The 25,491-nt window shown below is 68.8% G+C and carries 25 protein-coding genes; 12 read left to right on the forward strand and 13 right to left on the reverse strand.

Annotation, left to right across the window (positions count from 1 at the left end):
• The first annotated feature begins 26 nt into the window (after positions 1-26).
• Together dsbG and AC1DGW_RS01490 are read left to right on the forward strand one after the other, a co-directional pair.
• Positions 27-842: a thiol:disulfide interchange protein DsbG gene (gene dsbG, locus AC1DGW_RS01485; protein WP_478018903.1), complete on the forward strand. Its 816-nt coding sequence runs from the start codon at positions 27-29 to the stop codon at positions 840-842.
• Between the two features lie 115 nt (positions 843-957).
• Positions 958-1,923, forward strand: a complete 966-nt coding sequence (locus AC1DGW_RS01490; protein ID WP_478018905.1) for a cation diffusion facilitator family transporter — start codon at positions 958-960, stop codon at positions 1,921-1,923.
• A gap of 27 nt (positions 1,924-1,950) precedes the next feature.
• Here AC1DGW_RS01490 and AC1DGW_RS01495 read toward each other — a convergent pair whose 3' ends face one another.
• From AC1DGW_RS01495 to AC1DGW_RS01550, 12 genes are all read right to left on the reverse strand, one after another.
• The gene (locus AC1DGW_RS01495; protein WP_478019604.1) at positions 1,951-2,673 is read right to left on the reverse strand and encodes a sulfite exporter TauE/SafE family protein; all 723 of its coding nucleotides are present in this window, start codon (positions 2,671-2,673) and stop codon (positions 1,951-1,953) included.
• A 2-nt stretch (positions 2,674-2,675) separates the two neighbouring features.
• A complete protein-coding gene (ccoS, locus tag AC1DGW_RS01500) occupies positions 2,676-2,879 on the reverse strand; it encodes a cbb3-type cytochrome oxidase assembly protein CcoS (RefSeq protein ID WP_478018906.1) in 204 nt (67 codons plus the stop codon).
• Complete coding sequence (locus AC1DGW_RS01505) at positions 2,879-5,308, reverse strand: heavy metal translocating P-type ATPase (RefSeq protein ID WP_478018908.1); 2,430 nt, start codon at positions 5,306-5,308, stop codon at positions 2,879-2,881. Before AC1DGW_RS01505 ends, ccoS begins: the two co-directional genes overlap by 1 nt.
• A gap of 8 nt (positions 5,309-5,316) precedes the next feature.
• On the reverse strand, positions 5,317-5,820 hold the full coding sequence (locus tag AC1DGW_RS01510) for a FixH family protein (RefSeq protein WP_478018910.1): 504 nt from the start codon (positions 5,818-5,820) through the stop codon (positions 5,317-5,319).
• The gene (locus AC1DGW_RS01515; RefSeq protein WP_478018911.1) at positions 5,817-7,367 is read right to left on the reverse strand and encodes a 4Fe-4S dicluster domain-containing protein; all 1,551 of its coding nucleotides are present in this window, start codon (positions 7,365-7,367) and stop codon (positions 5,817-5,819) included. Before AC1DGW_RS01515 ends, AC1DGW_RS01510 begins: the two co-directional genes overlap by 4 nt.
• 150 nt (positions 7,368-7,517) lie before the next feature.
• Complete coding sequence (locus AC1DGW_RS01520; protein ID WP_478018912.1) at positions 7,518-7,817, reverse strand: hypothetical protein; 300 nt, start codon at positions 7,815-7,817, stop codon at positions 7,518-7,520.
• Complete coding sequence (ccoP, locus tag AC1DGW_RS01525) at positions 7,814-8,752, reverse strand: cytochrome-c oxidase, cbb3-type subunit III (protein WP_478018914.1); 939 nt, start codon at positions 8,750-8,752, stop codon at positions 7,814-7,816. The genes AC1DGW_RS01520 and ccoP overlap by 4 nt, the downstream gene beginning before the upstream one ends.
• Entirely contained in the window at positions 8,752-8,910 is a 159-nt protein-coding gene (locus tag AC1DGW_RS01530) for a cbb3-type cytochrome oxidase subunit 3 (RefSeq protein ID WP_478018915.1), read from the reverse strand. Before AC1DGW_RS01530 ends, ccoP begins: the two co-directional genes overlap by 1 nt.
• Positions 8,907-9,536, reverse strand: coding sequence for a cytochrome-c oxidase, cbb3-type subunit II (gene ccoO / locus AC1DGW_RS01535; RefSeq protein ID WP_478018917.1), 630 nt, complete (start codon positions 9,534-9,536; stop codon positions 8,907-8,909). Before ccoO ends, AC1DGW_RS01530 begins: the two co-directional genes overlap by 4 nt.
• A gap of 15 nt (positions 9,537-9,551) precedes the next feature.
• Positions 9,552-10,991 carry a cytochrome-c oxidase, cbb3-type subunit I gene (ccoN, locus tag AC1DGW_RS01540; RefSeq protein ID WP_478018918.1) on the reverse strand — a complete coding sequence of 480 codons (1,440 nt, stop codon included), beginning with the start codon at positions 10,989-10,991 and terminating at the stop codon, positions 9,552-9,554.
• A 195-nt stretch (positions 10,992-11,186) separates the two neighbouring features.
• Positions 11,187-11,645, reverse strand: coding sequence for an azurin (gene azu, locus AC1DGW_RS01545; RefSeq protein WP_478018919.1), 459 nt, complete (start codon positions 11,643-11,645; stop codon positions 11,187-11,189).
• A gap of 504 nt (positions 11,646-12,149) precedes the next feature.
• Complete coding sequence (locus tag AC1DGW_RS01550; protein WP_478018921.1) at positions 12,150-14,213, reverse strand: 3-hydroxyacyl-CoA dehydrogenase NAD-binding domain-containing protein; 2,064 nt, start codon at positions 14,211-14,213, stop codon at positions 12,150-12,152.
• Between the two features lie 239 nt (positions 14,214-14,452).
• On the opposite strand from AC1DGW_RS01550, the gene rpoE reads away from it, so the two are divergent.
• From rpoE to recO, 9 genes are all read left to right on the forward strand, one after another.
• The gene (rpoE, locus tag AC1DGW_RS01555; RefSeq protein WP_478018922.1) at positions 14,453-15,073 is read left to right on the forward strand and encodes an RNA polymerase sigma factor RpoE; all 621 of its coding nucleotides are present in this window, start codon (positions 14,453-14,455) and stop codon (positions 15,071-15,073) included.
• Positions 15,070-15,933 (forward strand): sigma-E factor negative regulatory protein, encoded by an 864-nt coding sequence (locus AC1DGW_RS01560; RefSeq protein WP_478018923.1) that lies wholly within the window; start codon positions 15,070-15,072, stop codon positions 15,931-15,933. The genes rpoE and AC1DGW_RS01560 overlap by 4 nt, the downstream gene beginning before the upstream one ends.
• Positions 15,934-16,058: 125 nt before the next feature.
• On the forward strand, positions 16,059-17,579 hold the full coding sequence (locus AC1DGW_RS01565; RefSeq protein WP_478018925.1) for a DegQ family serine endoprotease: 1,521 nt from the start codon (positions 16,059-16,061) through the stop codon (positions 17,577-17,579).
• Between the two features lie 167 nt (positions 17,580-17,746).
• On the forward strand, positions 17,747-19,540 hold the full coding sequence (gene lepA / locus AC1DGW_RS01570; protein WP_478019606.1) for a translation elongation factor 4: 1,794 nt from the start codon (positions 17,747-17,749) through the stop codon (positions 19,538-19,540).
• 44 nt (positions 19,541-19,584) lie between these two features.
• A complete protein-coding gene (gene lepB, locus AC1DGW_RS01575; RefSeq protein WP_478018926.1) occupies positions 19,585-20,403 on the forward strand; it encodes a signal peptidase I in 819 nt (272 codons plus the stop codon).
• A gap of 27 nt (positions 20,404-20,430) precedes the next feature.
• On the forward strand, positions 20,431-20,799 hold the full coding sequence (locus AC1DGW_RS01580) for a DUF4845 domain-containing protein (RefSeq protein WP_478018927.1): 369 nt from the start codon (positions 20,431-20,433) through the stop codon (positions 20,797-20,799).
• Positions 20,792-21,466 (forward strand): ribonuclease III, encoded by a 675-nt coding sequence (rnc, locus tag AC1DGW_RS01585; protein WP_478018929.1) that lies wholly within the window; start codon positions 20,792-20,794, stop codon positions 21,464-21,466. Before AC1DGW_RS01580 ends, rnc begins: the two co-directional genes overlap by 8 nt.
• Entirely contained in the window at positions 21,463-22,359 is an 897-nt protein-coding gene (gene era, locus AC1DGW_RS01590) for a GTPase Era (RefSeq protein WP_478018930.1), read from the forward strand. Before rnc ends, era begins: the two co-directional genes overlap by 4 nt.
• Positions 22,360-22,508: 149 nt before the next feature.
• The gene (gene recO / locus AC1DGW_RS01595; RefSeq protein WP_478018931.1) at positions 22,509-23,246 is read left to right on the forward strand and encodes a DNA repair protein RecO; all 738 of its coding nucleotides are present in this window, start codon (positions 22,509-22,511) and stop codon (positions 23,244-23,246) included.
• Between the two features lie 36 nt (positions 23,247-23,282).
• Here recO and AC1DGW_RS01600 read toward each other — a convergent pair whose 3' ends face one another.
• The gene (locus AC1DGW_RS01600) at positions 23,283-23,999 is read right to left on the reverse strand and encodes an Hpt domain-containing response regulator (RefSeq protein ID WP_478018932.1); all 717 of its coding nucleotides are present in this window, start codon (positions 23,997-23,999) and stop codon (positions 23,283-23,285) included.
• Positions 24,000-24,124: 125 nt separating this feature from the next.
• Here AC1DGW_RS01600 and rlmD point away from each other — a divergent pair, with 125 nt between their 5' ends.
• Positions 24,125-25,462: a 23S rRNA (uracil(1939)-C(5))-methyltransferase RlmD gene (rlmD, locus tag AC1DGW_RS01605; protein WP_478018933.1), complete on the forward strand. Its 1,338-nt coding sequence runs from the start codon at positions 24,125-24,127 to the stop codon at positions 25,460-25,462.
• Positions 25,463-25,491 lie beyond the last annotated feature (29 nt).

The following is a 25,491-nucleotide window of genomic DNA, read 5'->3' on the forward strand; positions in this document are numbered from 1 at the left end:
TCCCGATTCCCCTGAAGAGATACGCGATGATCCGCTCCCGTTCCATCCTGTTCCTGCTCGTGGCCACGCTGCTGGCGCCCGTGGCCTGCGCCCGCGATGGCGGCGCCGCGCCACCGGCCGCCAACAAGGCCGACAACCCCACCACCACTGTCGAACCGGAAGTGGTCAAGACCCTGCGCGGGCAGGGCGTGGAATTCATGGGCACCTTCGAGACGCCGGTGGGGCTGACCGGCTATGCCGGCGTCGCCGGGCAGCGCCCGCTGGCGGTGTACGTGTCCAGGGACGGGCAGCATGCGATCGTCGGCACCCTGGTCAACGCCAAGGGCGAGGATGTGGGCGCGGCCAAGCTCAAGGAACTGGTGTCCGGGCCGATGGGCGCGAAGATGTGGCAGCGGGTCGAGTCCAGCCACTGGGTGGCCGACGGCAAGGCCGATGCGCCGCGTATCGTCTATGCCTTCAGCGATCCCAACTGCCCGTACTGCAACCGCTTCTGGGAAGCGGCGCGGCCCTGGGTGGAATCGGGCAAGGTGCAGATCCGGCAGATCCTGGTGGGCGTGATCCGCGAGGACAGCGCCAACAAGGCCGCGGCGATCCTGGGCGCGGCATCGCCGGCGCAGGCGTTGCAGGAGAACGAGCGCAACTTCGCCCGCGGCGGCATCAAGGGGCTGGCGAAGGTGCCGGCCGACGCCGAGGCCAAGCTGCGCGACAACGAACTGGCGATGCTGGAACTCGGCTTCCAGGGCACGCCGGGCATCGTTTTCAGGGGCGCGGACGGCAGCGTGCAGACGCGCTCGGGCCTGCCGCAGGGCGACGATCTGCAGGCGGTGCTGGGGCCGCGTTGACCCCGCTGTCCGCGGGCTGACCAAGGGCTGTCCGGGGCCACCTGGCCGGCGGCGATGTAATAGTCTCCGCCGGACCGGGCTCACTAAGCTGGCGCCGTCCTGCAGGGAGCCCGCCATGAGCCACGACCACAACCACCTTCCCAGCGAGATCCGCCACGAAAAACCCCTGTGGTGGGCGCTGGCGCTGACTTCGTCCTACCTCGTGGTGGAAGTGGTCGGCGCGTTCATGACCAACAGCCTGGCGCTGCTGTCGGATGCGGCGCACATGGCCACCGACGCGCTCGCGCTGGTGATCGCCCTGACCGCGGTGCGGCTCAGCCGGCGGCCCCCCGATGCGCGCCGCACCTATGGTTACGCGCGGCTGGAAGCGCTGGGTGCGCTGGTCAATGGCGGGCTGTTGTTCGCGGTGGGCCTGTACATCCTGTGGGAGGCGGCCGCCCGCTTCCGCGAGCCGCAGGCCATCGCCTCGACCGGCATGTTGTGGGTGGCCGGCTTCGGCCTGCTGGTGAACCTGATCGCCATGCGCCTGCTCAGTGCCGGCAGCGGCGAGAGCCTCAACGTCAAGGGCGCCTACCTGGAAGTGTGGAGCGACATGCTCGGCTCGGTGGCGGTGATCATCGCCGCGCTGGTCATCCGCTTCACCGGCTGGACCCTGGTCGATCCGATCCTCGCGGTGCTGATCGGCCTGTGGGTGTTGCCGCGCACCTGGGTGCTGTTGCGCGATGCCCTGAACGTGCTGCTCGAGGGCGTGCCCAAGGGCATGGCGCTGGCCGACGTGGAGCAGGCGCTGCGCGGGCATGCGGGGGTGGCCGATATCCATGACCTGCACGTGTGGGCGCTGGGATCGAGCACGCCGGCGCTCACCGCGCATGTGGTGATGGTCGACGGGCAGGGCGCGGACGCGCTGCGGCGCGCGCTGGCCGGCATGCTGCATGAGCGCTTCGCCATCGATCACGTGACCCTGCAGGTGGAAGCCGATCATTGCGGCGATGCATGCACCGCGCATGCGCCGCAGGCGCGGCATGCTCATGACGACCACGACCACGACCACGACCACGGAGGCCATGGTCACCGCCACTGATCGGCGCGGCCGGTAGCGGAGGGACGGTTACAGCGGCCGGCAGCCCAGCGCGCCGAGCACGCCATGCAGGGCCGGGACCTGCATCAGCCAGGGCGCGGCGATGGTCAACAGGCCGGCGGCGAGGACGAAACCTGCCATGGCCATGCGCAGGCCGGGGCGTTGCAGCCAGCGGCCCATGCGCGCGCCGGACCAGGTCAGCGGCAGCATCACCGGCAGCGTGGCCAGGCCGAATACCGCCATCACCAGGGCGCCTCCCAGCGCATTGGCCTGCAGCCAGGCCACGCTCAACAGGCTCAGGCTCAGGCCGCAGGGCATCCAGCCCCACAGCGCGCCCAGCGCGAGGCGCCGCCAGGCGCGGTCCGCCGGCAGCAGGTGGCGGTGCAGCGGCCGCAGCCACTGCCACAGCTGTTGGCCGGGACGCGCCAGCAGATCGAAACGGCCGCCATGGCCGAGCAGGCGCAGCGCGAGCAGGACCAGGGCGACGCCGGCGGCGACACGCACGCCCAGCGCGAGAGTGTCGCTGCGCGCCAGCCGCAGGATGCCGCCGCCGAGGCCGCCGGCCAGCGCGCCGGCCAGCGTGTAGCCGCCGACGCGGCCAAGATTGGTCTGCCAGGCGACGCTCAGGGCGCGGCCCGGCGCCATCGCCGGGAAGCCGGTGGCGATGCCGCCGCACATCACCGCGCAGTGCAGGCCGCCGAGCAGGCCGGCGACGAGGGCGGCAGTCAGGACCGGGATGTCCAGCGGCAACACGTTCAACCGCCGCGGGTCGGATCCGTGGACACGGTGTCCGCGGCCGGTTGCGGCGGCGGGGCGGGGCGGTCGTTGTCTTCGAGGATGTCCAGCGCCGGCGTGTCGAGATCGTCGAACTGGCCGCGCTTGACCGCCCAGACGAACGCGGCCACGGCCAGTCCGAGCAGGACCAGGCTGATCGGGATCAGCATCAGCAGGATGGCCATCAGCTTGCCTCCATCGGTGTCTTGAGCCGCGCCAGGCGCAGGGCGTTGAGGGTCACGATCAGCGACGACAGGGCCATGCCCAGCGCCGCCAGCCATGGTGTGACCCAGCCGGCCGCGGCCAGCGGCAGGGCCAGCAGGTTGTAGCCGGTGGCCCAGGCCAGATTCTGGCGGATGATGCGCTGGGTGGCACGCGCCAGCGCGATCGCGGCGGGAATGCGCCGCAGGCCGCCGCCGGTGGTGACCAGGTCGGCGGCGCGGTGCGCCAGCGAGGCGCCTTCGCCCATGGCGATGGAGACATCGGCGCCGGCCAGCACCGGCGCGTCGTTGAGGCCGTCGCCGACCATCGCCACGACCCGGCCTTCGGCCTGCAGCCGCCGCACCAGTTCCAGCTTGTCCTCGGGCGACTGCCGCGCATGCGCATCGTCCAGCCCCAGCGTCGCGGCCATGCGCTGCACGGCGGTCTCGCCGTCGCCGCTGGCCAGATGCACGCGCAGGCCCTGCGCGCGCAGCGCGGCCAGCGCCTGCGCAGCGTCGTCGCGGGCGCGTTCTTCCAGCACGAAGCGGGCGGCGGCGCGCTGGCCGTCGCCCAGCCACAGCGCGCCATCGTCCTCGCGCGCGGCGGCGAAGTCGGCCCGGCCCAGTCGCCAGCGACGGCCATCGACCAGACCCTGCACGCCACGCCCGGGCACGGTTTCGACCTGGTTGGCGGGAAGCGCGTCGGCGTCGCCACGGGTGAAGGCGGCCGCCAGCGGATGGCCGCTGTCGCGCTCCAGCGCCGCGGCGATATCCAGCGCACTTGCCGTGTCCAGCGAGGCGTCCAGCACCTGCGTGGCGGCCAGCACCGGGCGGCCGTCGCTGAGCGTGCCGGTCTTGTCGAACACGATGTCGGTGGCGCGCGCCAGCGTGTCCATCGCGTCCGCGCGCACCGCCAGCAGGCCGATGCGGGCCAGCGCGCCATGCGCGGTGGCCAGTGCCGCCGGCACCGACAGCGACAGCGCGCAGGGGCAGCTGATGACCAGCAGGGCGAGGGTGACTTCCAGCGCGCGCTCGGGCTGGTAGTGCCACCAGCCGGCGAATACGACCAGCGCCACCGGCAGCAGCGCCAGCACGAAACGGCTGCCGATGCGGTCGGCCAGGCGCGCCAGCGCGGGCCGGTGTTCCTGCGCCTGTTCGACCAGCCGCGCCAGCTGCGACAGGCGGGTGGCGGTGCCGGTGAGGGCGACGCGCAGCCGCGCCGGGCGCTCGCGGCAGACGGTACCGGCATAGACCGGCTCGCCGGGCTGCTTGCGCACCGGTGCCGATTCGCCGGTCAGCAGCGCCTCCTCGAACCAGGCCTCGTCGTTGCCGTCGCCGAGCAGCACGCCGTCGGCCGGCACCGCTTCGCCGGCCGCCACGCAGGCCACGTCGCCGACGTCCAGCGCCGCCAGCGGCACGGACTCGCGGCGGCCGTCGGCCAGTTCGCGGGTGGCGAAGGCCGGGCGCGCACGCGCCAGCGCATCGACCTGGGCGCTGGCCACCGAGCGCGCGCGCTGTTCGAGCATGCGCGCGGCGAGCAGCAGGAACACGAACATCACCGCCGCGTCGTACCAGACGTGCGGACCACCGCGGATGGTCTCCAGCAGGCTGGCCAGGTAGGCCAGCAGGGTGGAGCTGGCGATCAGCACGTCCATGCCCAGGCGGCGTTCGCGCAGTTCGCGCATCGCGCCGGACAGGAACGGCCAGCCGGAATAGAACACTACCGGCGTGCACAGCAGGAAGGTCAGCCAGCGGAAGAAATCGCGCGTGGGCACCGGCATGGTGCTGTTGAAATCCAGGTACAGCGCCTCGGCCAGCATCATCGCCTGCAGCATGCCGAGCCCGGCGATGCCCAGCCGCAGCAGCCAGCGCCGGCGCTCGCGGGTGCGCTGCCGCTCGGCGGCCTCGCTGCCGGCGAGGTACGGACGGTAACCGAGCATCGCCAGCCGCCGCAGTGGCGCCGACAGCGCGGTACGCGCCGGGTCCCAGGCGATGCGGATGCGGCCGGTGACGGCGTTGGCGCCGCAGTCGATCACGCCCGGCTCGCGCGCCAGCGCACGATCGACCAGCCAGGCGCAGGCGGCGCAGCGCATGCCGTCGGTGAGCAGGGTGATCTCACGGCCGCCCGGTACCTGCCGGCTGTGTTCGGCCTGCACGTCGGCGCGGTCCCAGACCGCCAGGTCGGGCAGGTCCTCGCCGACGCGCGCGGCGTTGGCGCTGCGCAGGCGGTAATAGCCGTCCAGGTCGGCGCTGGCGATCCACTCGGCGGCAGCCGCGCAGCCGTGGCAGCAGAAGGCCCGCGTGACGCCGCCCTGCGCCGCCAGGTGAGGCTGGGTCGGCAGTGCTTCGCCGCAGTGGTGACAGGTGCTGGTGGCCGCGGTATCGGCGGGCGACCGGTCCGGATCGGCGACCACGGCCAGGCTCAGTGTTCCCCGCCCAGCGAGGGGGAGAGGCGGGCGGCGTGCTGCTGCTTCGGCAACCGGCCACGCAGGCGCCAGCGGCCCTCGGCGTCGCGCAGCTGCACGACCCAGTCGTGCTCGGCGTCCACGGCCTTTTCGATGCGCCAGCCCGGACCCTGCGGCGCCAGTTCCAGGCGCAGGTCGTCGGACTGGCGGGTGGGGTGTTCCAGCACCAGCTGCAGCGGCGCGCGGGTGGCGAACCGGCCGGTGGCGGGGAGGACTTCGATGACGCCGTCCTCCATGCGCAGCACGGCGCTCAGGCCCAGCTTCTGCGCCGCTTCGTCAGGGCCCAGGTCGGTGGTCTGGATCTGCGACGTGCGCTGCACCGGATCGGACACGACGTCGGCGCCCCCCGAACGCACGGCGACGATCACCAGCCCGACGCCGGCCACGATGGACAGCAGCGGCAGGCCGACCACCAGCCAGAACACGGGGATGCGCCAGGGGGATTTTGGGTTTTCGTTCATTGCACCGGACCAAAGAAACTGCTTTCGACGACGCGCTTCTCGCCGCCATCTTCGCGTTCGACCACGAAGCGCAGGGCGCGGCGGCCGTTGACTTCGCCATCGGCGACCACGCTCAACGCCACCGGCAGCACCTGCTCGGGACCGGCCTGGACTTGCGTCTGGCCGCCCAGGCGCAGGCCGGCGTCGGCCGGTTCCAGGGTGATGCGGTAACGGCGGGTTTCCTGGCTCTTGTTGATCAGCTTGAGCGTGTAGTCGTTGGCGATGCTGCCGTCGGCGGACTGGCGGTACAGCGCGTTGCGGTCGCGCAGCACCTCGGCGATCAGTTCGCTGCGGTGGGTCACGCCCCAGGCCCAGGCGCCGCACAGGCCCAGCAGGAGCAGGCCATACACGAAGATGCGCGGGCGCAGCACGCGGGTAGGCTTGCCGTCGATGGCGTTCTGCGTGGAGTAGCGGATCAGGCCATGCGGGTAGCCCATCTTGTCCATCACTTCATCGCAGGCATCGATGCAGGCGCCGCAGGCGATGCACTCGTACTGCAGGCCGTTGCGGATGTCGATGCCGGTCGGGCAGACCTGCACGCAGATGGTGCAGTCGATGCAGTCGCCCAGTTCTTCGGGCGCGAACTTCGGCAGCGGCGCGACCTCGGCCAGCTCGCCGTCCCAGGTGATCGTGCCCTTGGCGTGCGCGGCCTGGGTGGCGGCGGAAGGATGCAGGCCGGCGCGGAATACATAGTCGTAGGCGGCCGACGGGGCCAACAGGCCGCGCGCACGCTCCAGCACGCTGCCCAGGCCGCGCTTGCGCGGGCCGCGCGGTTCGCCGCGCATCGGGTCGTAGGCGATCAGCAGGGTGTTGCGGTCGAACATCGCGCTCTGGAAGCGCGCGTAGGGGCACATGTACTTGCACACCTGCTCGCGCAGGATGCCGGCAAAGCCCCAGGTCGCCAGCGCATAGAACAGCACCCAGAAGGTTTCCCAGCCGCCCCAGTCGAATGGCAGCAGGCGCGATCCCAGGTCGCGGATGGGCGTAAAGAAGCCGACGAAGGTGAAGCCGGTCCACAGCGCGAACAGCAGCCAGAACAGGTGTTTGCCGCCCTTGCGCAGTACTTTCTCGCGGTTCCAGGGGCCGGCGTCGAGCTTCATGCGCCGGGAGCGGTCGCCCTCGAACCAGCGTTCCATCCACAGGAAGGTCTCGGTCCATACCGTCTGCGGGCAGGCATAGCCGCACCACAGGCGTCCGGCCAGGGCGGTGGAGAAGAACAGGGTCATCGCCGCGATGATCAGCAGCATGGCAAGGAACAAAAAGTCCTGCGGCCAGAACACCAGGCCGAAGATGTAGAACTTGCGTGCGGGCAGGTCGAACAGCACCGCCTGACGGCCGTCCCACGACAGCCACGGGAACAGGTAGTACATGCCCAGCAGCCACACCACCGCGGCCACGCGCAGGCGGTTGAAGCGCCCGGAGACGTCGCGCGGGTAGACCTTGCGCTCGCTGACGTAGAACGAATTGCCCTGGTCGTCCACGACATCCAGCGGAATGCGCTTGCTCATGGCGTGCGTTCCATGGTGGCCGCCGCGAACGGCGAGGAAGGGAGCGGGCGGGTGAAGGTCATGACGTAGGCGTGGCGTGTTGCTGCGCGGGGGCGTTCAGTATCGGTTTGTAACGGAGGCAGGGAAGCGACGGATTGTCGCAGCCGCTGTTCAACGCTCTGGCGGCAGGGCGCGGTTGAAGCGGCTGGCAGGCCGCAGCAGGATCCAGGTGAACAGGCTGGAGGAAGCGGTGGCCAGCCAGAACATGGCGAAGCCCAGCGTATAGCCGAGCTCGCGCGAGATCTGCAGGTCGGGGAAGGTCATGTCGCGCAGCGTCAGCGGGTCGACGAAGGCGAAGAACACCATCGTCGCCACGCCGGCGGCGAAAAAGCTGGGCCAGGCGATGGCCCCCACGCGCTGGGCCAGCGGACGTGGGGGATGGTCGAAGCGAGGCTCGCTGAAGTCGGTCACTTTGCGCTCGTGCTGGCCTTGGTGTCCGCCTGATTATGCGACAACGACCAGACGTAGGCGGCAACCAGGCGGACACGGGTCTCGCCGAGCAGTTCGCGGTGCGCAGGCATGGTGCCATGGCGGCCTTCGGTGATCGTCCTGTACAGGCTTTCGCGGCTGTTGCCGTAGAGCCAGTAGCTGTCGGTCAGGTCCGGCGCGCCGATGTCCTGGTTGCCCTTGCCGTCCACGCCATGGCAGGCCACGCAGACGCCGTCGTACAGCTTCTTGCCGCGGGCGGCCATGTAGTTGTTCTGCAGGGTTTCCGGAGCCGACAGGGTGCGCACGTAGGCGATGGTGTAATCCACGGCTTCCGGGCCGCCCATGCCGGTCAGCACCGTGCCCCATTCCGGCATGATGCCTTCGCGGCCGTCCAGCACCGTTTCCAGGATGCGATCAGGCGAACCGCCCCAGTGCCAGATGTCGTCGGTCAGGTTCGGGTAGCCGATGGCGCCCTGGCCCGAGGAACCGTGGCAGGTGGCGCAGGTGTTGCCGAAGATCGAGCGGCCCAGCGCCAGCGCCTTGGGGTCCTTCGCCAGCTGGTCGATCGGCTGGCCGGCGTAGGGCTTGAAGGTCTGCTCCAGCTTGGCGTCTTCGACCGCCTTGTCGGCGGCGTGCTCCTTCTGCGAGGTCCAGCCGCTGTAGCCGGGGATGTTGCCCAGGCCGCCGTACCAGAACAGATAGCCGATGGCGAAGACGATGGTCAGGTAGAACAGGTTGATCCACCAGCGCGGCAGCGGCTTGTTGTACTCGGTGATGTCGCCATCCCAGGTATGCAGCGTGTCCTCGGGCTTCGGGTCGCCCGGACGGCGGCGCGCGGTCCACCACAGCAGCCACACGCAGCCGAGGATGTTCAGCGCAACCAGGGCGATGACGTACCACGTCCATCCCATGCTCATCATCTGCGCTCTCCCCCATTGCCGTATTGCACGTCGTCCTCTTCCAGCGGCAGGCGTGCCGCATCCTCGAATTCACGCTTGCGCTTCGGGCTCCAGGCCCAGATCCAGCCGCCGATGAACAGCATCAGCAGCAGCGCGGTCACGATGCCGGAGATCATTGCTGGCCTCCCCGCGGCGCATGCCGCCCCAGACCCTGCAGGTAGGCGACGACCGCATCCAGCTCGGTCTTGCCCTTGACGTCCTCGGCCGCACTGGCGAGCTGCTCGTCGGTGTAGGGATCGCCCAGTTTCCTGAGCGCGGCCATGTGCCTGGCGACCGTCGCCCCGTCCAGCTCGTTCTTTTCCAGCCATGGGAAGCTGGGCATGTTCGACTCGGGCACGACGTCGCGCGGGTTGATCAGGTGCACGCGGTGCCAGGCGTCGGAATAACGGCCGCCGACGCGCGCCAGGTCCGGGCCGGTGCGCTTGCTGCCCCACTGGAAGGGACGGTCGTAGACCGATTCGCCCGCCAGCGAATAGTGGCCGTAACGCTCGGTCTCGAAGCGCAGGGTGCGCACCATCTGCGAATGGCAGTTGTAGCAGCCCTCGCGGACGTAGATGTCGCGCCCGGCCAGTTCCAGCGCCGGGTAGGGCTCAACGCCCTCCAGCGGCTTGATAGCCTCGGCCTGGAACATCAACGGCACGATCTCGGCCAGGCCGCCGAACGACACGGCCACCGCGATCAGCACCGCCATCAGGCCGACGTTCTTTTCGACTTTCTCGTGGGGATTCTTGTTCTCGCTCATGGGGTTCCTTCCTCCTCAGGCACGTACTTCGGAGGCGTCGACGGGCAGCAGCGGCTGCGGTTCGATCGCGGGAGCGGTACGCCAGGTACGCCAGACGTTCCAGGCCATCAGGCACATGCCGCCCAGCACCACCAGGCCACCGCCGAGACGGATCAGGTAGTACGGATAGGTGAACTTGAGCGACTCGACGAAGGTGTAGGTCAGGGTGCCGTCGTCGTTGGTCGCGCGCCACATCAGGCCCTGCATCACGCCGGCGATCCACATCGAGGCGATGTACAGCACCACGCCGATGGTGTGCAGCCAGAAGTGCGTGTCGATGGCCTTGACCGAGTACATCTGCTCGCGGCCCAGCAGCTTGGGCATCAGCGCGTAGATCGAGCCGATCGAGATCATCGCCACCCAGCCCAGCGCGCCGGCATGGACGTGGCCGATGGTCCAGTCCGTGTAATGCGACAGCGAGTTGACCGTCTTGATCGACATCATCGGGCCTTCGAACGTGGCGATCATGTAGAACGACACGGCCACGATCAGGAACTTGAGGATCGGATCGGTGCGCAGCTTGTGCCAGACGCCGGACAGGGTCAGCACGCCGTTGATCGCGCCGCCCCACGACGGGGCCAGCAGGATCAGCGAGAACACCATGCCCAGCGACTGCGCCCAGTCGGGCAGGGCGGTGTACTGCAGGTGGTGCGGACCGGCCCACATGTACACGGCGATCAGCGCCCAGAAGTGCACGATCGACAGACGGTAGGAATACACCGGGCGGCCGGCCTGCTTGGGCACGAAGTAGTACATCATTCCCAGGAAGCCGGCGGTCAGGAAGAAGCCCACCGCGTTGTGGCCGTACCACCACTGCACCATCGCATCGACCGCGCCGCTGTAGACCGGATAGGACTTGGTCAGGCCGGCGGGGATGGAGATGTTGTTGACGATGTGCAGCAGGGCGATGGCCAGGATGAAGCCGGCATAGAACCAGTTGGCCACATAGATGTGCTTGACCCGGCGTTTTGCGATCGTGCCGATGAACAGCACCGCATAGGCCACCCATACCGCGGCGATCAGGATGTCGATCGGCCATTCCAGCTCGGCGTATTCCTTGCCCTGGGTCCAGCCCAGCGGCAGGGAGATGGCCGCGGCCACGATCACCAGTTGCCAGCCCCAGAACACGAAGGCTGCCAGCTTGTCCGAGATCAGCCGGACGTGGCAGGTGCGCTGCACCACGTGCAGGCTGGTCGCGATCAGCGCGCAGCCGCCGAAAGCGAAGATCACCGCGTTGGTATGCAGCGGCCGCAGCCGTCCGTAGCTGAGCCACGGAATGCCTTCGCCGAGCGTCGGCCAGTAGAGCTGGGCGGCGATGATCACGCCCACCAGCATGCCCACGATGCCCCAGACCACGGTCATCACCGCGAACTGGCGCACCACCTTGTCGTTATATGTCCCCTGCACGCTTTGCATGCGGCCTGATCCTCAGTCTGAACGGGGGAATCATCCCCGTGTGGAGCACACCGGGCATTGACCTGGATCAATGCGTGTCCGGGCGTTTGCAGTCATCCATGGACCGTGATGGGCCGCAGGATGCCATCCTGAACAGTATATGACGCAGGCCCGGGCGACAGGGTCGCCCGGGCCTGCGTTGCAGATCCAGCAAAATCAGCGGGTTACGACCAGCTTGCCCTTCATCATGGCCGAATGGCCCGGGAAGGAGCAGTAAAAGCTGTAGTCGCCGCCGGCGGTGAGCTTGTTGCCCGGGAAGCGGATCTGGGTCTTCTGCCCGCCGCCGATCAGGGTGGTGTGGGCGAGCACGCGGGCATCGTTGGCCGGCACATAGTTGTTGGCGACGCCGGCGCGGATCGCGTCGCGGTTGACGCCGGCCATATCGGCGGTGGTGGACACCACCACGTTGTGGCCCATGGCCGTGGCCGGGAGCTTGCCGGTATGGGTCAGCTCGATGGTGATGTTGGCGCAGCCGGCCGAAACGGTGGCTTCCTTGAGATCGAACTGCATCGCATCGTTGCCCTTGAGCGAGACGGTGCAGTTGCCGGCAGCCTGGGCCGCACCGGCGGCGCCGATCAGGGCCAGGGCGAGGAGAAGGCGGCGCGAGGTTTTCATGGAGTTGCTCCTGTGGGATATGCGATGGACGCTGCGTGCGGTCTGGCCGTCACGGCCCGGCGCGAAGGTGTGCCGGGCGACGGGTATAGATTCGGCCCGGACGCGCCGGATTGCCTTGATTTGGGTCAATCGGCATGCAGGTGGTTGTTTTCCGCGACATCGACGTGCGTTTTCCGGGCGTAGCCCGGAGGAGGTCGAATGGAAAGGTTCATCGCCGATCACCGGGAAAACCGGCCTGTGCGGGAATATCCCTTTGCAGGGCGGAGCAACGCCCCGCTGGAGTTTTGCCGGCGAAGGCCCGCGACGCCGCGGGACGCCGTGTTCCCCACTCCCGTTGTCCGCGCCGCGGCCCGGGTGATCAGCGGTGAGCGGCAACGCCGCCTGGGGCGGCTTTCTGGCAACGCTGGCCGATGGCCCGGAAGGTTGCCGTCACGGATGGCGGCGACAAAAAAGCCGGGGCTGCGGAGCAGCCCCGGCCGTGTCGTCGCGAAGGTCGCCCGAGGGTCAGGCGACGGGTTCGCGCAGGACCGCCATGTCCCAGCCCGGTCGCGGCGCGAAGCGGTCGCCGTGGCGCGCCTGCAGGGTCTTGAGCCGGCCGGCCAGTTCGTCGGCGCCGGTGGCGCGGATGTGCTGGATCGGGCCGCCGCGGAACGGAGCGAAGCCGGTGCCGAAGATCACGCCGGCATCGAGCAGGTCGGCATCGGCCACCACACCGTCGTGCAGGCAGGCCACCGCCTCATTGAGCAGCGGCAGGATCAGGCGGTCCTCCAGGTCCGATGGCGCCTGGTAGTCCTTGGCTACGTCGGGTTTGACCGCGCGGCCGTTCTCCCACTTGTAGATGCCCTGGCCGTCTTTCTTGCCGCGTTTGCCCGGTTCCACGGTCGCCAGCGCGGCCGGGATCTGCAGGCCCAGGAACGGCGCCAGCTCCCTGCCGACGCCGGCGGCCACGTCCAGGCCCACGGTATCGAGCAGTTCGATCGGCCCCATCGGCATGCCGAACTTCACCGCGGCGCGGTCGATCACCGGGCCGGGAACGCCTTCGGCATAGGCGGTGGCCGCTTCCAGCATGTAGGGGAACAGCACGCGGTTGACCAGGAAGCCCGGGGTCCCGGCCACCGGCACCGGGAACTTGCCCAGCGCCTTGCAGAACGCGGCCAGCCGCTGCTCGGTCTCCGGCGCCATGCGGTCGTGGTGGATGATTTCCACCAGCGGCATCTGCGCCACCGGGTTGAAGTAGTGCAGGCCGGCGAACCGGGCCGGGCGGGCGATGTGCTCGCGCAGTTCCACCAGCGGGATCGAGGAGGTGTTGCTGGTCAGCAGCGCATCGGCCTTCATCCGCGGCTCCAGCGACTGGTACAGCTCGCGCTTGGCCTCCGGGTTCTCGATGATCGCCTCGATCACAAGGTCGGCCTTCGCCACGCCGTCGCCGGCCAGGTCGGCCTTCAGCCGCGCCGCCACTTCCGGGCGCTTGGCCGGATCCTTCACTTTCTTCTCGAACAGCGCCTGGGCGCGGGCCATGGCCGGGTCGATGAAGCGCTGCTCGCGGTCCTGCAGGGTGACGTCGAAGCCCTTGTAGGCTGCCCAGGCGGCAATGTCGCCGCCCATTACGCCAGCGCCGACCACGTGCACGTGCCGGATGTCCGCGTCCTTGCCGCCCAGGCCCTTGAGCCGTTCGGTCAGGAAGAAGATGCGGATCAGGTTGCGCGCGGTGGGGCCGCTGGCCAGCTTGACCACCGCCCGGCGCTCGGCATCCAGGCGTGCCTGGATGCCGCTGCCGCCGCTGCGTTCCCAGGTAGAGATCAGCGCGTAAGGCGCCGGGTACTGGTCCTTCTTCGCCTTGCGCGCGACCTGCTTGACCATCTGTGGGGCGAGGATTTTGCGCGCCAGCCAGGTGTTGGTGGCCCACGCGGTGGCGCGCTGCCTGAACGGGCGGGTGGTGCCGGACTGTGCCAGCGCCACCGCCGCGTCCACCAGCACCGCCGGCGCGGCCACCTTGTCGACCAGGCCGATGCCGCGCGCGGCCGAGGCCGACAGCGTGCGACCGGTCAGCATCATGTCCATCGCCGCCGGCGCGCCGACCAGCTGGGGCAGGCGCGCGCTGCCGCCCCAGCCCGGGAAGATGCCCAGCTGGGTTTCGGGCAGGCCGATGCGGGTGGACGGATCGCTGGAGGCCACGCGGTAGCGGCAGGCCAGTGCCAGCTCGGTGCCGCCGCCCAGGCAGTGCCCGTGGATCGCGGCCACGGTCGGGCAGGGCAGCTCGGCCAGTTTCTGGTAGGTGGACTGGCCGCGGCGGATGGCGTCGTTGACGGTGCCGCGGCGGTCGAATTCCTGGAATTCCTTCAGGTCGGCGCCGGCGATGAAGCCGGCGGCCTTGGCCGAGCGGATCACCACCCCCTTGGGCGGATCGATCGCCAGCCGCTCGACGATATCGCCCAGTTCCAGCAGCACGTCCTGCGACATCGCGTTGACCGGACTGTCGCGGCGGTCCAGGGCGAGCACGACGATGCCATCGTCGCGGATCTCGGCCTGCCAGTGAGTGAAGCGGAGCCCATCGAAACCTGAAAGCATGGGACGTTCCATCCGGTTGTGTATGGAGAAGATCGCTATGATCCAGAGGTTGTTTCCCCGGCGTCAAATCCCAATGCTGGGAAGGTGCAGGGTGTTCGCGCCAGCGGTTGTCGCCGACAGGCTAGCCGAACCCGGGTTAAAAGCCGGTGCGGCGGCCCGGGAACGGGACGCTGAACTTTTTCCGCTACAGGCGGTCTCATTGCCCGACGTCGGTTGGGCTGACAGGAGTGCGGCCCCCCATGGCCGAGGTTGAAACACCGCAGGAGCTGGATCTGGAGCTGGTCCGGCGCGTGCAGCGCGGCGAGAGCGCGGCGTTCGATGTCCTGGTGCGCAAGTACCAGCACCGCATCGTCGCGCTGATCGGGCGCTACATCGCCGACTGGAGTGAATGTCAGGACGTGGCCCAGGACACTTTCGTGCGCGCCTACCGCGCGATCGGGAATTTCCGTGGCGACGCCCAGTTCTATACCTGGTTGCATCGAATCGCAGTGAATACCGCCAAGAACTACCTTGCCGCACACAACCGGCGCCCACCGACCGACGACATCGAGATCGGCGACGCCGAGCAGTTCGACGCCGGTGCGCGCCTGCGCGACACCGATACGCCCGAACGCGAACTGATGCGGCAGGAGCTGGAACAGACCGTGATGAAAGCGGTCGACGCGCTTCCCGAGGAGCTGCGTTCGGCCATCACGCTGCGAGAGGTGGAAGGCATGAGCTACGAGGAAATCGCGCAGAAGATGGGGTGCCCGATCGGCACCGTGCGTTCGCGGATCTTCCGCGCCCGCGAAGCCATCGACGTCCAGTTGCGTCCGTTGCTGGATACCGCCAGCGCCACCCGTGAAAGGAGCCGCGCATGAATGTTTCCGGTCGTGTCGATGCGGCGGGCAATACCGCCGACAAGTTCGAGCTTCATTACCGGCAGCAGCTGTCGGCGCTGGTCGACGGCGAGCTGCCCACTGACGAGGCGCGCTTCCTGCTGCGCCGGCTGGAGCACGACGGCGAACTGTCCGGATGCCAGGAGCGCTGGCAACTGCTCGGCGACGCGCTGCGCGGCCGGGCCTGCGCGCCGGCGCCAGCCGGTTTCGAGTTGAAGGTCCGTGAGGCGATCGCCGCCGAAGCCCGTCAAATGCCGCCCGCATCGGAGCGGCAGGCGCGCCGTGCCGGCTGGCGGCGCTGGGGCGGCGGCGCCGCACTGGCGGCCTCGGTCGCGGCCGTGGCCTTGTTCATGGCGCGCGGGCAGCTGCCCGGGCCGGCCGTACCGGAAGCCGTGATCGCCACCGCCGCGCAGGTGCCGGCGACGGCGGTCGTGGCCGATGCCGGACAGGCGCCGGATGCCGCCGCAGCAGGATTGGCGGCTGCGGCACCGGCCGTGGCCGTTGCCTCGCTGCGGCGCGCGGATGCCTCGGCACGTCGCGGCAGCGCGACCCGTACCCAGCAGGTGGCGCGCAGCGCCGCCGTGCGGCAGGCCGAACCGGCGCGCGCGGTCGCCGCGCAGGCGCCTGCGCCTGCGTTGCGCACGGATCCGTTCGCCGACCCCGGCAACGTGCTGCATGCGCGTCCCTGGCCGCGCTCGACGCTCTCGCCAGCGCTGTCGAACCCTGCGTTGAATGCCAGTCTTCCGGCAGCGGAAGGCGGAGCGGCTTTCTATCCATTCGAACCGCGGATGCCGTCGCAGGGCATGTCCGTGGAGCCGGACGCCCAGCCGCCGCGACACTGACGCCGGCATTCCTTTCCCCGCCCCGTGGCCCGCGCGGCGGGGCCGTTTCCCCGGAATTTTCCCATCCTGCGGTCTGCGCCGGACGGAAGGTGTTTCCTACTCTTTCAATCGGAGGCTCGAGTCTGATGACCCACCGTATCTACCGCCGACTGTTCGGCCTGCTGGCGATGACCCTGCCGCTGGCCGCCTGCGCCCAGAGCAACGCACCTGCTGCCCCCGCCGAGCAGGCGGTCGCTGCCCGGCCTGCCGCACCGGCGCCGCAGCTGGTCAGCGGCCTGCCCGATTTCACCCAGCTGGTGGAGCAGGTCGGGCCGGGCGTGGTGAACGTCGAGACCGTCATCGGCCCGCGCCGCAACCCGCGCATGGCCGGTGGCGGCCGCCCGGACATGGACCAGCTGCCTGACTTCTTCCGGCGCTTCTTCGGCCCCGATTTCCAGATGCCCGGCGGCGATGATGCGCCGGACAACGGCCCGCGCGGCCGTGGCATGGGCTCGGGCTTCATCATTTCCGCCGATGGCTATGTGCTGACCAACCACCACGTGATCGACGGCGCCGAGACGGTCAAGGTCAAGCTCAGCGACCGCCGCGAGTTCGACGCCAAGGTCGTCGGCAGCGACCAGCAGTACGACGTGGCGTTGCTGAAGATCGACGCCAAGGGCCTGCCGACCGTGCGCGTAGGCGATTCCAACACGCTCAAGCCCGGCCAGTGGGTGGTGGCGATCGGCTCGCCGTTCGGCCTGGACCACTCGGTCACCGCTGGCATCGTCAGTGCCACCGGTCGCAGCAACCCGTATGCCGAGCAGCGCTACGTGCCGTTCATCCAGACCGACGTGGCGATCAACCAGGGCAATTCCGGGGGGCCGCTGCTCAATACCCGTGGCGAGGTGGTCGGCATCAACTCGCAGATCTTCTCCGCTTCCGGCGGCTACATGGGCATCAGCTTCGCCATCCCGATCGACCTGGCGATGAGCGCGGTGGAGCAGATCAAGAAGACCGGCAAGGTCAGCCGTGGCCAGTTGGGCACCGTGGTGCAGCCGATCGACGCGCTGAAGGCGCAGGCCCTGAAGCTGGCCGACAGCCGTGGCGCGCTGGTCAACCAGGTGGTCGAAGGTTCGGCCGCGGCCAAGGCGGGCGTGGAGGTGAGCGACGTGATCCGCTCGGTCAACGGTACCGAGATCGGCGCGGCCAGCGACCTGCCGCCGCTGATCGGCGCCATGCCGCCGGGCAGCAAGGTCCGCCTGGGCATCCTGCGCGATGGCCGCGAGCGCGAGATCACCGTGACCCTGACCGAACTGGCCGAGGACGCGGCGCGCCCGGGCAATGCGCCGGCCGCTGCCGAGGAGAAGCCGCAGGCTGGCGCCAATGCCCTGCTGGGGCTGGAGGTGGCCGATCTGTCGGCCGCCGAACGCAAGCAGCTGGGGCTGGAGGCAGGCGAGGGCGTGCGCATCACCCGGGTCAACGGCCAGTCCGCACGCGATGCGCAGCTGGTGCCGGGCATGGTGGTGCTGCAGGTGGGCCGCACGCCGGTCGGCAGCGTGGCCATGCTCAACCGCGAGCTGGCCGGCTACAAGAAGGGTGACGTGGTGATGCTGCTGGTGCGTACCGGCGGCAACAGCGCCTTCGTCGCGGTCCGGGCCGGCGACTGAGCCAGCCTTCCGAAGCGCGCCTTCATCAAGCTGTACGCAGGGGCCGCCTCCGGGCGGCTCCTGCCGTTCGGGCCGGCCGCCTGTGCGGGCTGACCGCCTGGCGTGCGATAATGGCGCGTTATCCTGACGACGCGCCGCGCCGCCGCCACCTTATGTCTGCCGATCCGATGCGGAACATCCGCAATTTCTCCATCATCGCCCACGTCGACCATGGCAAGTCCACCCTGGCCGACCGCATCATCCAGATCTGTGGCGGCCTGACCGCGCGCGAAATGGAAGCGCAGGTCCTGGACAACAATCCGATCGAGCGCGAGCGTGGCATCACCATCAAGGCGCAGTCGGTGTCGTTGCCGTACACCGCGCGCAATGGCGAAACCTACTACCTGAACTTCATCGACACCCCCGGCCACGTCGACTTCTCCTATGAAGTCAGCCGCTCGCTGGCCGCCTGCGAGGGCGCGCTGCTGGTGGTGGACGCGGCGCAGGGCGTGGAAGCCCAGTCCGTGGCCAACTGCTACACCGCGGTCGAGATGGGCCTGGAAGTGGTGCCGGTGCTGAACAAGATCGACCTGCCCACCGCCGATACCGAGCGCGCCAAGGCCGAGATCGAGGCGGTGATCGGCATCGACGCCACTGACGCGGTGCCGGTGTCGGCCAAGACCGGCCTGAACGTGGAAGAGGTGCTGGAGGCCATCGTCCACCGCATCCCGCCGCCGGCCCCGCGCGAAACCGACAAGCTGCAGGCGCTGATCATCGACTCCTGGTTCGACAATTACCTGGGCGTGGTCTCGCTGGTGCGCGTGATGCAGGGCGAGGTCAAGACCGGCGACAAGCTGCTGGTCATGTCCACCGGCCGCAACCACCAGGTCGACGCGGTGGGCGTGTTCACGCCCAAGCGCAAGGTCACCGGCAAGCTGTCGGCGGGCGAGGTGGGCTGGATCACCGCGTCGATCAAGGACGTGCACGGCGCGCCGGTCGGCGACACCCTGACCCTGGCCGGCGATCCGGCGCCGGCGCCGCTGCCCGGCTTCCAGGAAATGCAGCCGCGCGTGTTCGCCGGCCTGTTCCCGGTCGACGCCGAGGACTACCCGGACCTGCGCGAGGCGCTGGACAAGCTGCGCCTGAACGACGCCGCGCTGCGCTTCGAGCCGGAAAGTTCCGAGGCGATGGGCTTCGGCTTCCGCTGCGGCTTCCTCGGCATGCTGCACATGGAGATCGTGCAGGAGCGCCTGGAGCGCGAGTACGACCTGGACCTGATCAGCACCGCGCCGACCGTTGTCTACGAGGTGCTCAAGAGCGACGGCTCCATCGTGATGATGGACAACCCCGCCAAGCTGCCGCCGGTCAACCAGGTCGAGGAGATCCGCGAGCCGATCATCCGCGCCAACGTGCTCACGCCCGAGGAGTACATCGGCAACATCATCAAGCTGTGCGAGGAGAAGCGCGGCACCCAGATCGGCATCAACTACCTGGGCAGCCAGGTGCAGATCAGCTACGAGCTGCCGATGGCCGAGGTGGTGCTGGACTTCTTCGACAAGCTCAAGTCGGTCAGCCGCGGCTACGCCTCGCTGGACTACCACTTCGTGCGTTTCGAGGCCGGCCCGTTCGTGCGCGTGGACGTGCTGATCAACGGCGACAAGGTCGACGCGCTGTCGCTGATCGTGCATCGCAGCCACGCCGATCGGCGCGGCCGCGAGCTGTGCGAGAAGATGAAGGACCTGATCCCGCGGCAGATGTTCGACGTCGCCATCCAGGCCGCCGTCGGCTCGCAGATCATCGCCCGCACCACGGTCAAGGCCATGCGCAAGAACGTGCTGGCCAAGTGCTATGGTGGCGACGTTTCGCGCAAGAAGAAGCTGCTGGAGAAGCAGAAGGAAGGCAAGAAGCGCATGAAGCAGGTCGGCCGCGTGGAGATCCCGCAGGAAGCCTTCCTGGCCGTGCTGCAGATGGACAACAAGTGACCGGCGGCTTCCGCCCGGGCCTCATGCATAGCGAAGGATGACGAATGAAATGGTTTGAAATCGCCCTGGTGGTGCTGACCCTGGGGTCGGGCCTGGTCCTGCTGCTGGACAAGCTGTTCCTGGCCAGGCGCCGCGCGACCAAGGGTGGCCTGCTGGACAGCGAGGAGCCGGCGCTCGTCGATTACTCGCGCGCCTTCTTCCCGGTGCTGGCGGTGGTGCTGATCCTGCGCAGCTTCATCGCCGAGCCCTACAAGATCCCGTCCAGCTCGATGATGCCCAACCTGCTGATCGGCGATTTCATCCTGGTCAACAAGTTCGCCTACGGCATCCGCCTGCCGATCACCAACACCAAGGTGATCCCGACCGGCGAACCGAAGCGCGGCGACGTGGTGGTGTTCCAGTTCCCGGGCCATCCGGAGATGCCGGGCGACCCGCAGCGCGGCGAGAACTTCATCAAGCGCGTCATCGGCCTGCCGGGCGACCGCATCGGCTTCCATGGCGACACCTTGTCGATCAACGGCCAGCCGCTGGCATACGAGGTCAAGGGCGAATACATCGGCAAGGGCCGCGGCGCGGAGATGAACGGCGCCAGCCTGCTCAGCGAAGCGCTGCCGGGCCGCACGCACACCGTGCTGGAATACCTGGGCCGCGCCAATCCGGCCGGGCAGGGCGACTGGGAAGTGCCGCAGGGCCAGTACCTGGTCATGGGCGACAACCGCGACAACAGCGACGACGGCCGTTTCTGGGGCTTTTTGCCGGAGCAGAACCTGCGCGGCAAGGCGTTCCTGATCTGGCTCAACTGCAGCGGCTGGTTCTGCAAGGACGGCTTCGAGCCGTCGCGGATCGGCTCGGGCATCCAGTAACGTAGGCGCAAACCCGGGGAGAACGCTATGAATCGCAAGCAAGGCGGCATGACGCTGACGTCGTTCCTGATGGTGCTGGCCGTGGCCGGTTTCGCGGCCTACATCGGCATGAAGCTGTTCCCGATGTATCAGGAGTTCTACGCGGTCAAGACCTCGATGAAGGCCCTGGCCAGGGAGCCGGGCAGCGCCGATCCGGTCAAGGCGCAGGAAATGTTCTTCAAGCGCATGGACATGAATTACTCGGACAGCGTCAAGCGCGAGAACATCAAGTTCGACCGCATCGACGGCGGCGTGCGCATGAACGTCAAGTATGAAGTGCGCCGCACGCTGGTCGGCAACCTCGACATCGTCGGGAATTTCGAGAATTCCCAGGATCTGACGACGCGCGGTGAGTAGGACGGTTACCCGGGGTGACCGCATCGGCCACCCGTTCAAGGATCAGGGGCTGCTGCGGCAGGCCCTGACCCATCGCAGCGCCGGCGCGCCGCACAACGAGCGCCTGGAATTCCTCGGCGACAGCATCGTCAACCTGATGGTCGCCGAAGCGCTGTTCGCGCGCTGGCCCAAGGCCGACGAAGGGGCGTTGACCCGGGCGCGGGCGGCGCTGGTGTGCGAGGGCGCGCTGGCGGCCATGGCGCGTACCCTGGAACTGGGCGAACGCCTGACCCTGGGGCCGGGTGAGATGAAATCCGGTGGCCACCGCCGTGATTCGATCCTGGCCGATGCCTTCGAGGCGGTGGTGGCGGCGATCTACCTGGACGCCGGTTTCGAAGCCTGCCGCGCGCGGGTGCTGCCCTGGTTCGAGGCGCCGATGGCCGCGGTACCGGTCGGGAAACCCGAAAAAGACCCCAAGACCCGCCTGCAGGAATGGCTGCAGGCGCGGCAGAAGCCGCTGCCGGTTTATGAACTGGTATCGGAAACCGGCGATGACCATGCCCGGCATTTCCGGGTACGCTGCCGCCTGACCGACCCGGACGTGACCACCGAGGGCGAAGGCAGCTCCCGGCGGCTGGCCGAACAACAGGCGGCTGCGGCCGCGATCGAGCAACTGGATTCCAAGTGAACGAGACCACCTCCCACCGCTGCGGCAGCGTCGCCGTCATCGGCCGCCCCAACGTCGGCAAATCGACCCTGACCAATGCCCTGGTGGGCGCCAAGGTCAGCATCGTCTCCAACCGGCCGCAGACCACGCGCCACCGCCTGCTCGGTATCGCCACTTTCCCGGAAGGCCAGCTGGTGCTGGTCGACACCCCCGGATTGCACCGCCAGCAGAAGCGGGCAATGAACCGGGTGATGAACCGCGCCGCACGCGGCTCGCTGGAAGGCGTGGACGCCGGCCTGCTGGTGATCGAGGCCGGACGCTGGGACGAGGAAGACACGCTGGCCTTCAACGTGCTGCGTGATGCGGGCATCCCGGTGCTGCTGGTGGTCAACAAGGTCGACCGCCTGAAGGACAAGGGCGCGCTGCTGCCGTTCCTGCAGGAAATCACCGAAGGCCGGGACTTCGCCGGCGTGCACCCGATCTCGGCGCAGAAGCGCAACGGCCTGGAAGCGCTGGTGCGCGACGTGCTCAAACTGCTGCCCGAAGCCCCGCCGATGTTCGGCGAGGACGAGATCACCGACCGCAGCCAGCGTTTCCTGGCCGGCGAACTGGTGCGCGAGCAGTTGATGCGCCAGCTGGGCGAGGAACTGCCATATGCCACCACGGTGGAGATCGAGCGCTTTGCCGAGGACGGCAACCTGTTGCGCATCGGCGCAGTGATCTGGGTCGAGCGCGAGGGCCAGAAGGCCATCGTGATCGGCAAGGGCGGCGCGCGCCTGAAGGAAATCGGCGCCAAGGCCCGCCTGCAGATGGAACGCCTGTTCGGCGCCAAGGTATTCCTGGAAACCTGGGTGCGCGTGCGTGAAGGCTGGTCGGACGACGAAGCCGCGCTCAAGGCCTTCGGCTACGAGTGAAGCCGGGCAGAGACCGGGAGTGATGGTTCGCGGGTAGCCGGGCTCGAACCGCCTTTCCCCGGCGGGCGCTTGGAAGGTGACCGGAGGTTTGCCAACTTCCAGACGCGGTTCCATTCCCGCTCCCTGTTTTCCCATTTTCGGCTCCATCCATGCGCATCGACGACGAACCCGCCTACGTCCTGCATGCGCGCCCCTGGCGCGAGACCAGCCTGCTGGTCGAAGCGCTGACGCGCGAACATGGCCGCATCGGCCTGCTCGCGCGCGGCGTGCATGGGCCTAAGAAGCAGGCCCTGCGCGCGGCCCTGCAGCCGTTGCAGTCGATCCGCCTGGATGCGGTGATGGCCGGCGAACTGGCGCAGCTGCGCCGGGCCGAGAGCCAGGATGCGGCGCCGCGCCTGCATGGGCAGTCGATGCTGGCGGCCTTCTACATCAACGAACTGGTGCTGCGGCTGGCGCCGCGCCATGACCCCTTGCCCGAGCTGCACCACGCCTATGGGCAGGTGCGCGCGCGGCTGGCCGATGCGGCTGGACTGGCGTGGGCGCTGCGGCGCTTCGAACGCGACCTGCTCGACGCGCTGGGGTTCGGCTTCGACTGGACCAGCGCCGCGGACGGGCAGCCGATCGACCCGGCGGCGCGCTACCGGCTGGACCCGCAGGAAGGGCCGCTGCGCCTGCTCAGCGAGCGCAACGCCGCCGAGCGCAGGGGACTGGCCACCGGGACGGCATTGCTGGCGCTGGGCGAGGACCGCATGCCTGATGCGGCCGATCTGGCCAGCCTGCGGCCACAGATGCGCGCGGTGCTGCTGCACCACCTGGGCGGGCGCGGGCTCAAATCATGGGAGATGCTGGGCGACCTCGCACGCAGCGACGGACCGGTTTCCGGTTGATCCCGCAGCGCATCGAGGATGCCCCGTTTGTTCCGTTCAGTGGAGCAGCGCGCTCACCGCCGCGTCGAACTGGCGTCGCGCCATGTCCGATTCCGGCGCCTGGTGCAGTTGCCGCACCGCGCGGCCGAGCCGCGAGGCGCCGACGAAGCCGCAGCTGGCCTGCAGCCGGTGCAGCTGCGAACGGAGGGCGCCGTCGTCGTGCTGCCGCAGCGCCACCGAAACCGCATCGCGGGCGACCGGCAGCTCGGACAGGAACAGCTCGCGGAGCGCCACGACATGGGCCTGCTGGCCATTGAGCGCGCTCAGCGCCGCGCTCTCGTCCCAGTCCGGCGTGGCCGGCTCCTCGCTCGCTGACGCTTCCGTGGTGCCGGCGTGGCCGAGACAGCCGCGGACGGCATCGAGCAGATCGGCGCGGGTCATCGGTTTGACCAGGAGCCGCTCGAAACCGGCATCGCGCAGCGACCGCCGGATATCCGCGCCGTTGTCGGCGGTATGCGCCAGGGCCGGGATGCCGGGGTGCAGCGCGCGCAGGTGCCGCAGCAGTTCCTGTCCGTTGCCATCGGGGAGGTTGACGTCTATCAGCCACAGGTCGTGGCGCGTCGCGCCGCCCATCTGCAGCGCCTGCGAGACCGAGCCGGCGACATCGATCGTGGCCGGCAGCGCTTCCAGTGCGGCCCGGAAAAAGCCCTGGCTGGTCGCGTCGTCCTCGACCAGCAGCAGGCGCGGCGGGTTCGCCTGTGCGTGCGTATTCATCTGCTGCCTCCATGTCAGCCGTGCCGGGCATGATTGGCGATGTGGCGCGGCCGCGCAAGCGGCGGAAGTCAGGCCGATGTGCATCTGCGACAATGACGCCCCTTTTGCCCGCAGCCGTCCGCCACGTGGCCCGATCCAGATCCCGCATAGACAAGACCCCGTTCCAGACCGATATCCTCGACCTCAGTCATGACGGCCGCGGCGTCGCCCGCCGTGAAGGCGAAGGCGGCAAGGTGACCTTCGTGGCCGGTGCGCTGCCTGGCGAGACGGTGATGGCCGAGCAGACCGGCAAGAGCCGCCACTTCGATGAGGCGCGGACCGTGGAAGTGCTCACCGCCTCGCCGCACCGCGTGCAGCCGCGCTGCCCGCATTTCGGCGTCTGCGCCGGCTGCGTGCTGCAGCACCTGGAGGAGGGCCAGCAGATCGTGGCCAAGCAGCAGGTGCTGATGGACAACCTGACCCGCATCGGCCATGTCAGCCCGGGCACGGTGTTGCCGCCGCTGGTGGGCGAGAACTGGGGCTACCGGCGCAAGGGCCGGTTCTCGGTGCGCCGCGTCGAGAAGAAGGACAAGACCCTGGTGGGGTTCCGCGAACAGGATCCGCGCTTCGTCGCCGACCTGTCGCAGTGCCTGACCGTGATCCCGGAAATCGGCACCAAGGTGTCGGTGCTGTCGGCCTTCATCGAGGGCCTGGAAGGCAAGCGCGACATCCCGCAGATCGAATTCATCGGCGGCGATGCCGCCATCGCGCTGACCGTGCGCCACCTGCAGCCGCTGTCCGATGCTGACCAACAGGCATGGATGGCGTTCGGTCAGGAGCATGGTTTCGCCATCTACCTGCAGCCCGGCGGCCTGGAGTCGGTGCATCCGCTGTGGCCGGCCGAAGGCGTGCCGCTGTCGTTCGCGCTGCCGCAGTGGGACGTGGAACTGGCGTTCCGCCCGCTCGACTTCATCCAGGTCAATGCCAAGCTCAACCAGCAGATGATCGCCCACGCGCTGACGCTGCTGGACGCGCAGCCGGACGAGCGCGTGCTTGACCTGTTCTGCGGCCTGGGCAACTTCACCCTGCCGCTGGCGCGCACTGTGCGCGAAGTGGTGGGTGTGGAAGGCGAGGCCGGGCTGGTGGCGCGGGCGAAGGAGAACGCGCAGCACAACGGCCTGGACAACGCGCAGTTCTTCGCTGCCGACCTGACCCAGGACCAGCGCAGCGTGCCGTGGATGCGGCAGGGCTTCGACAAGCTGCTGCTCGACCCGCCGCGTTCGGGCGCCATCGACGTGCTGCAGCAATTGCCGCTCAAGCAGTTCAAGCGCATCGTCTACGTCAGCTGCCACCCGGGCTCGCTGGCGCGCGATGCCGGTTACCTGGTCAACGAGCAGGGCTTCACCCTGGTGTCGGCCGGCGTGATGGATATGTTCCCGCATACCGCGCACGTGGAAAGCATCGCCGTGTTCGAAAAGAAGTGAATCCGCGCACATGGATGTGCGCTGCTCCT

It is taken from the genome of Stenotrophomonas sp. 05N423 (assembly GCF_056397145.1).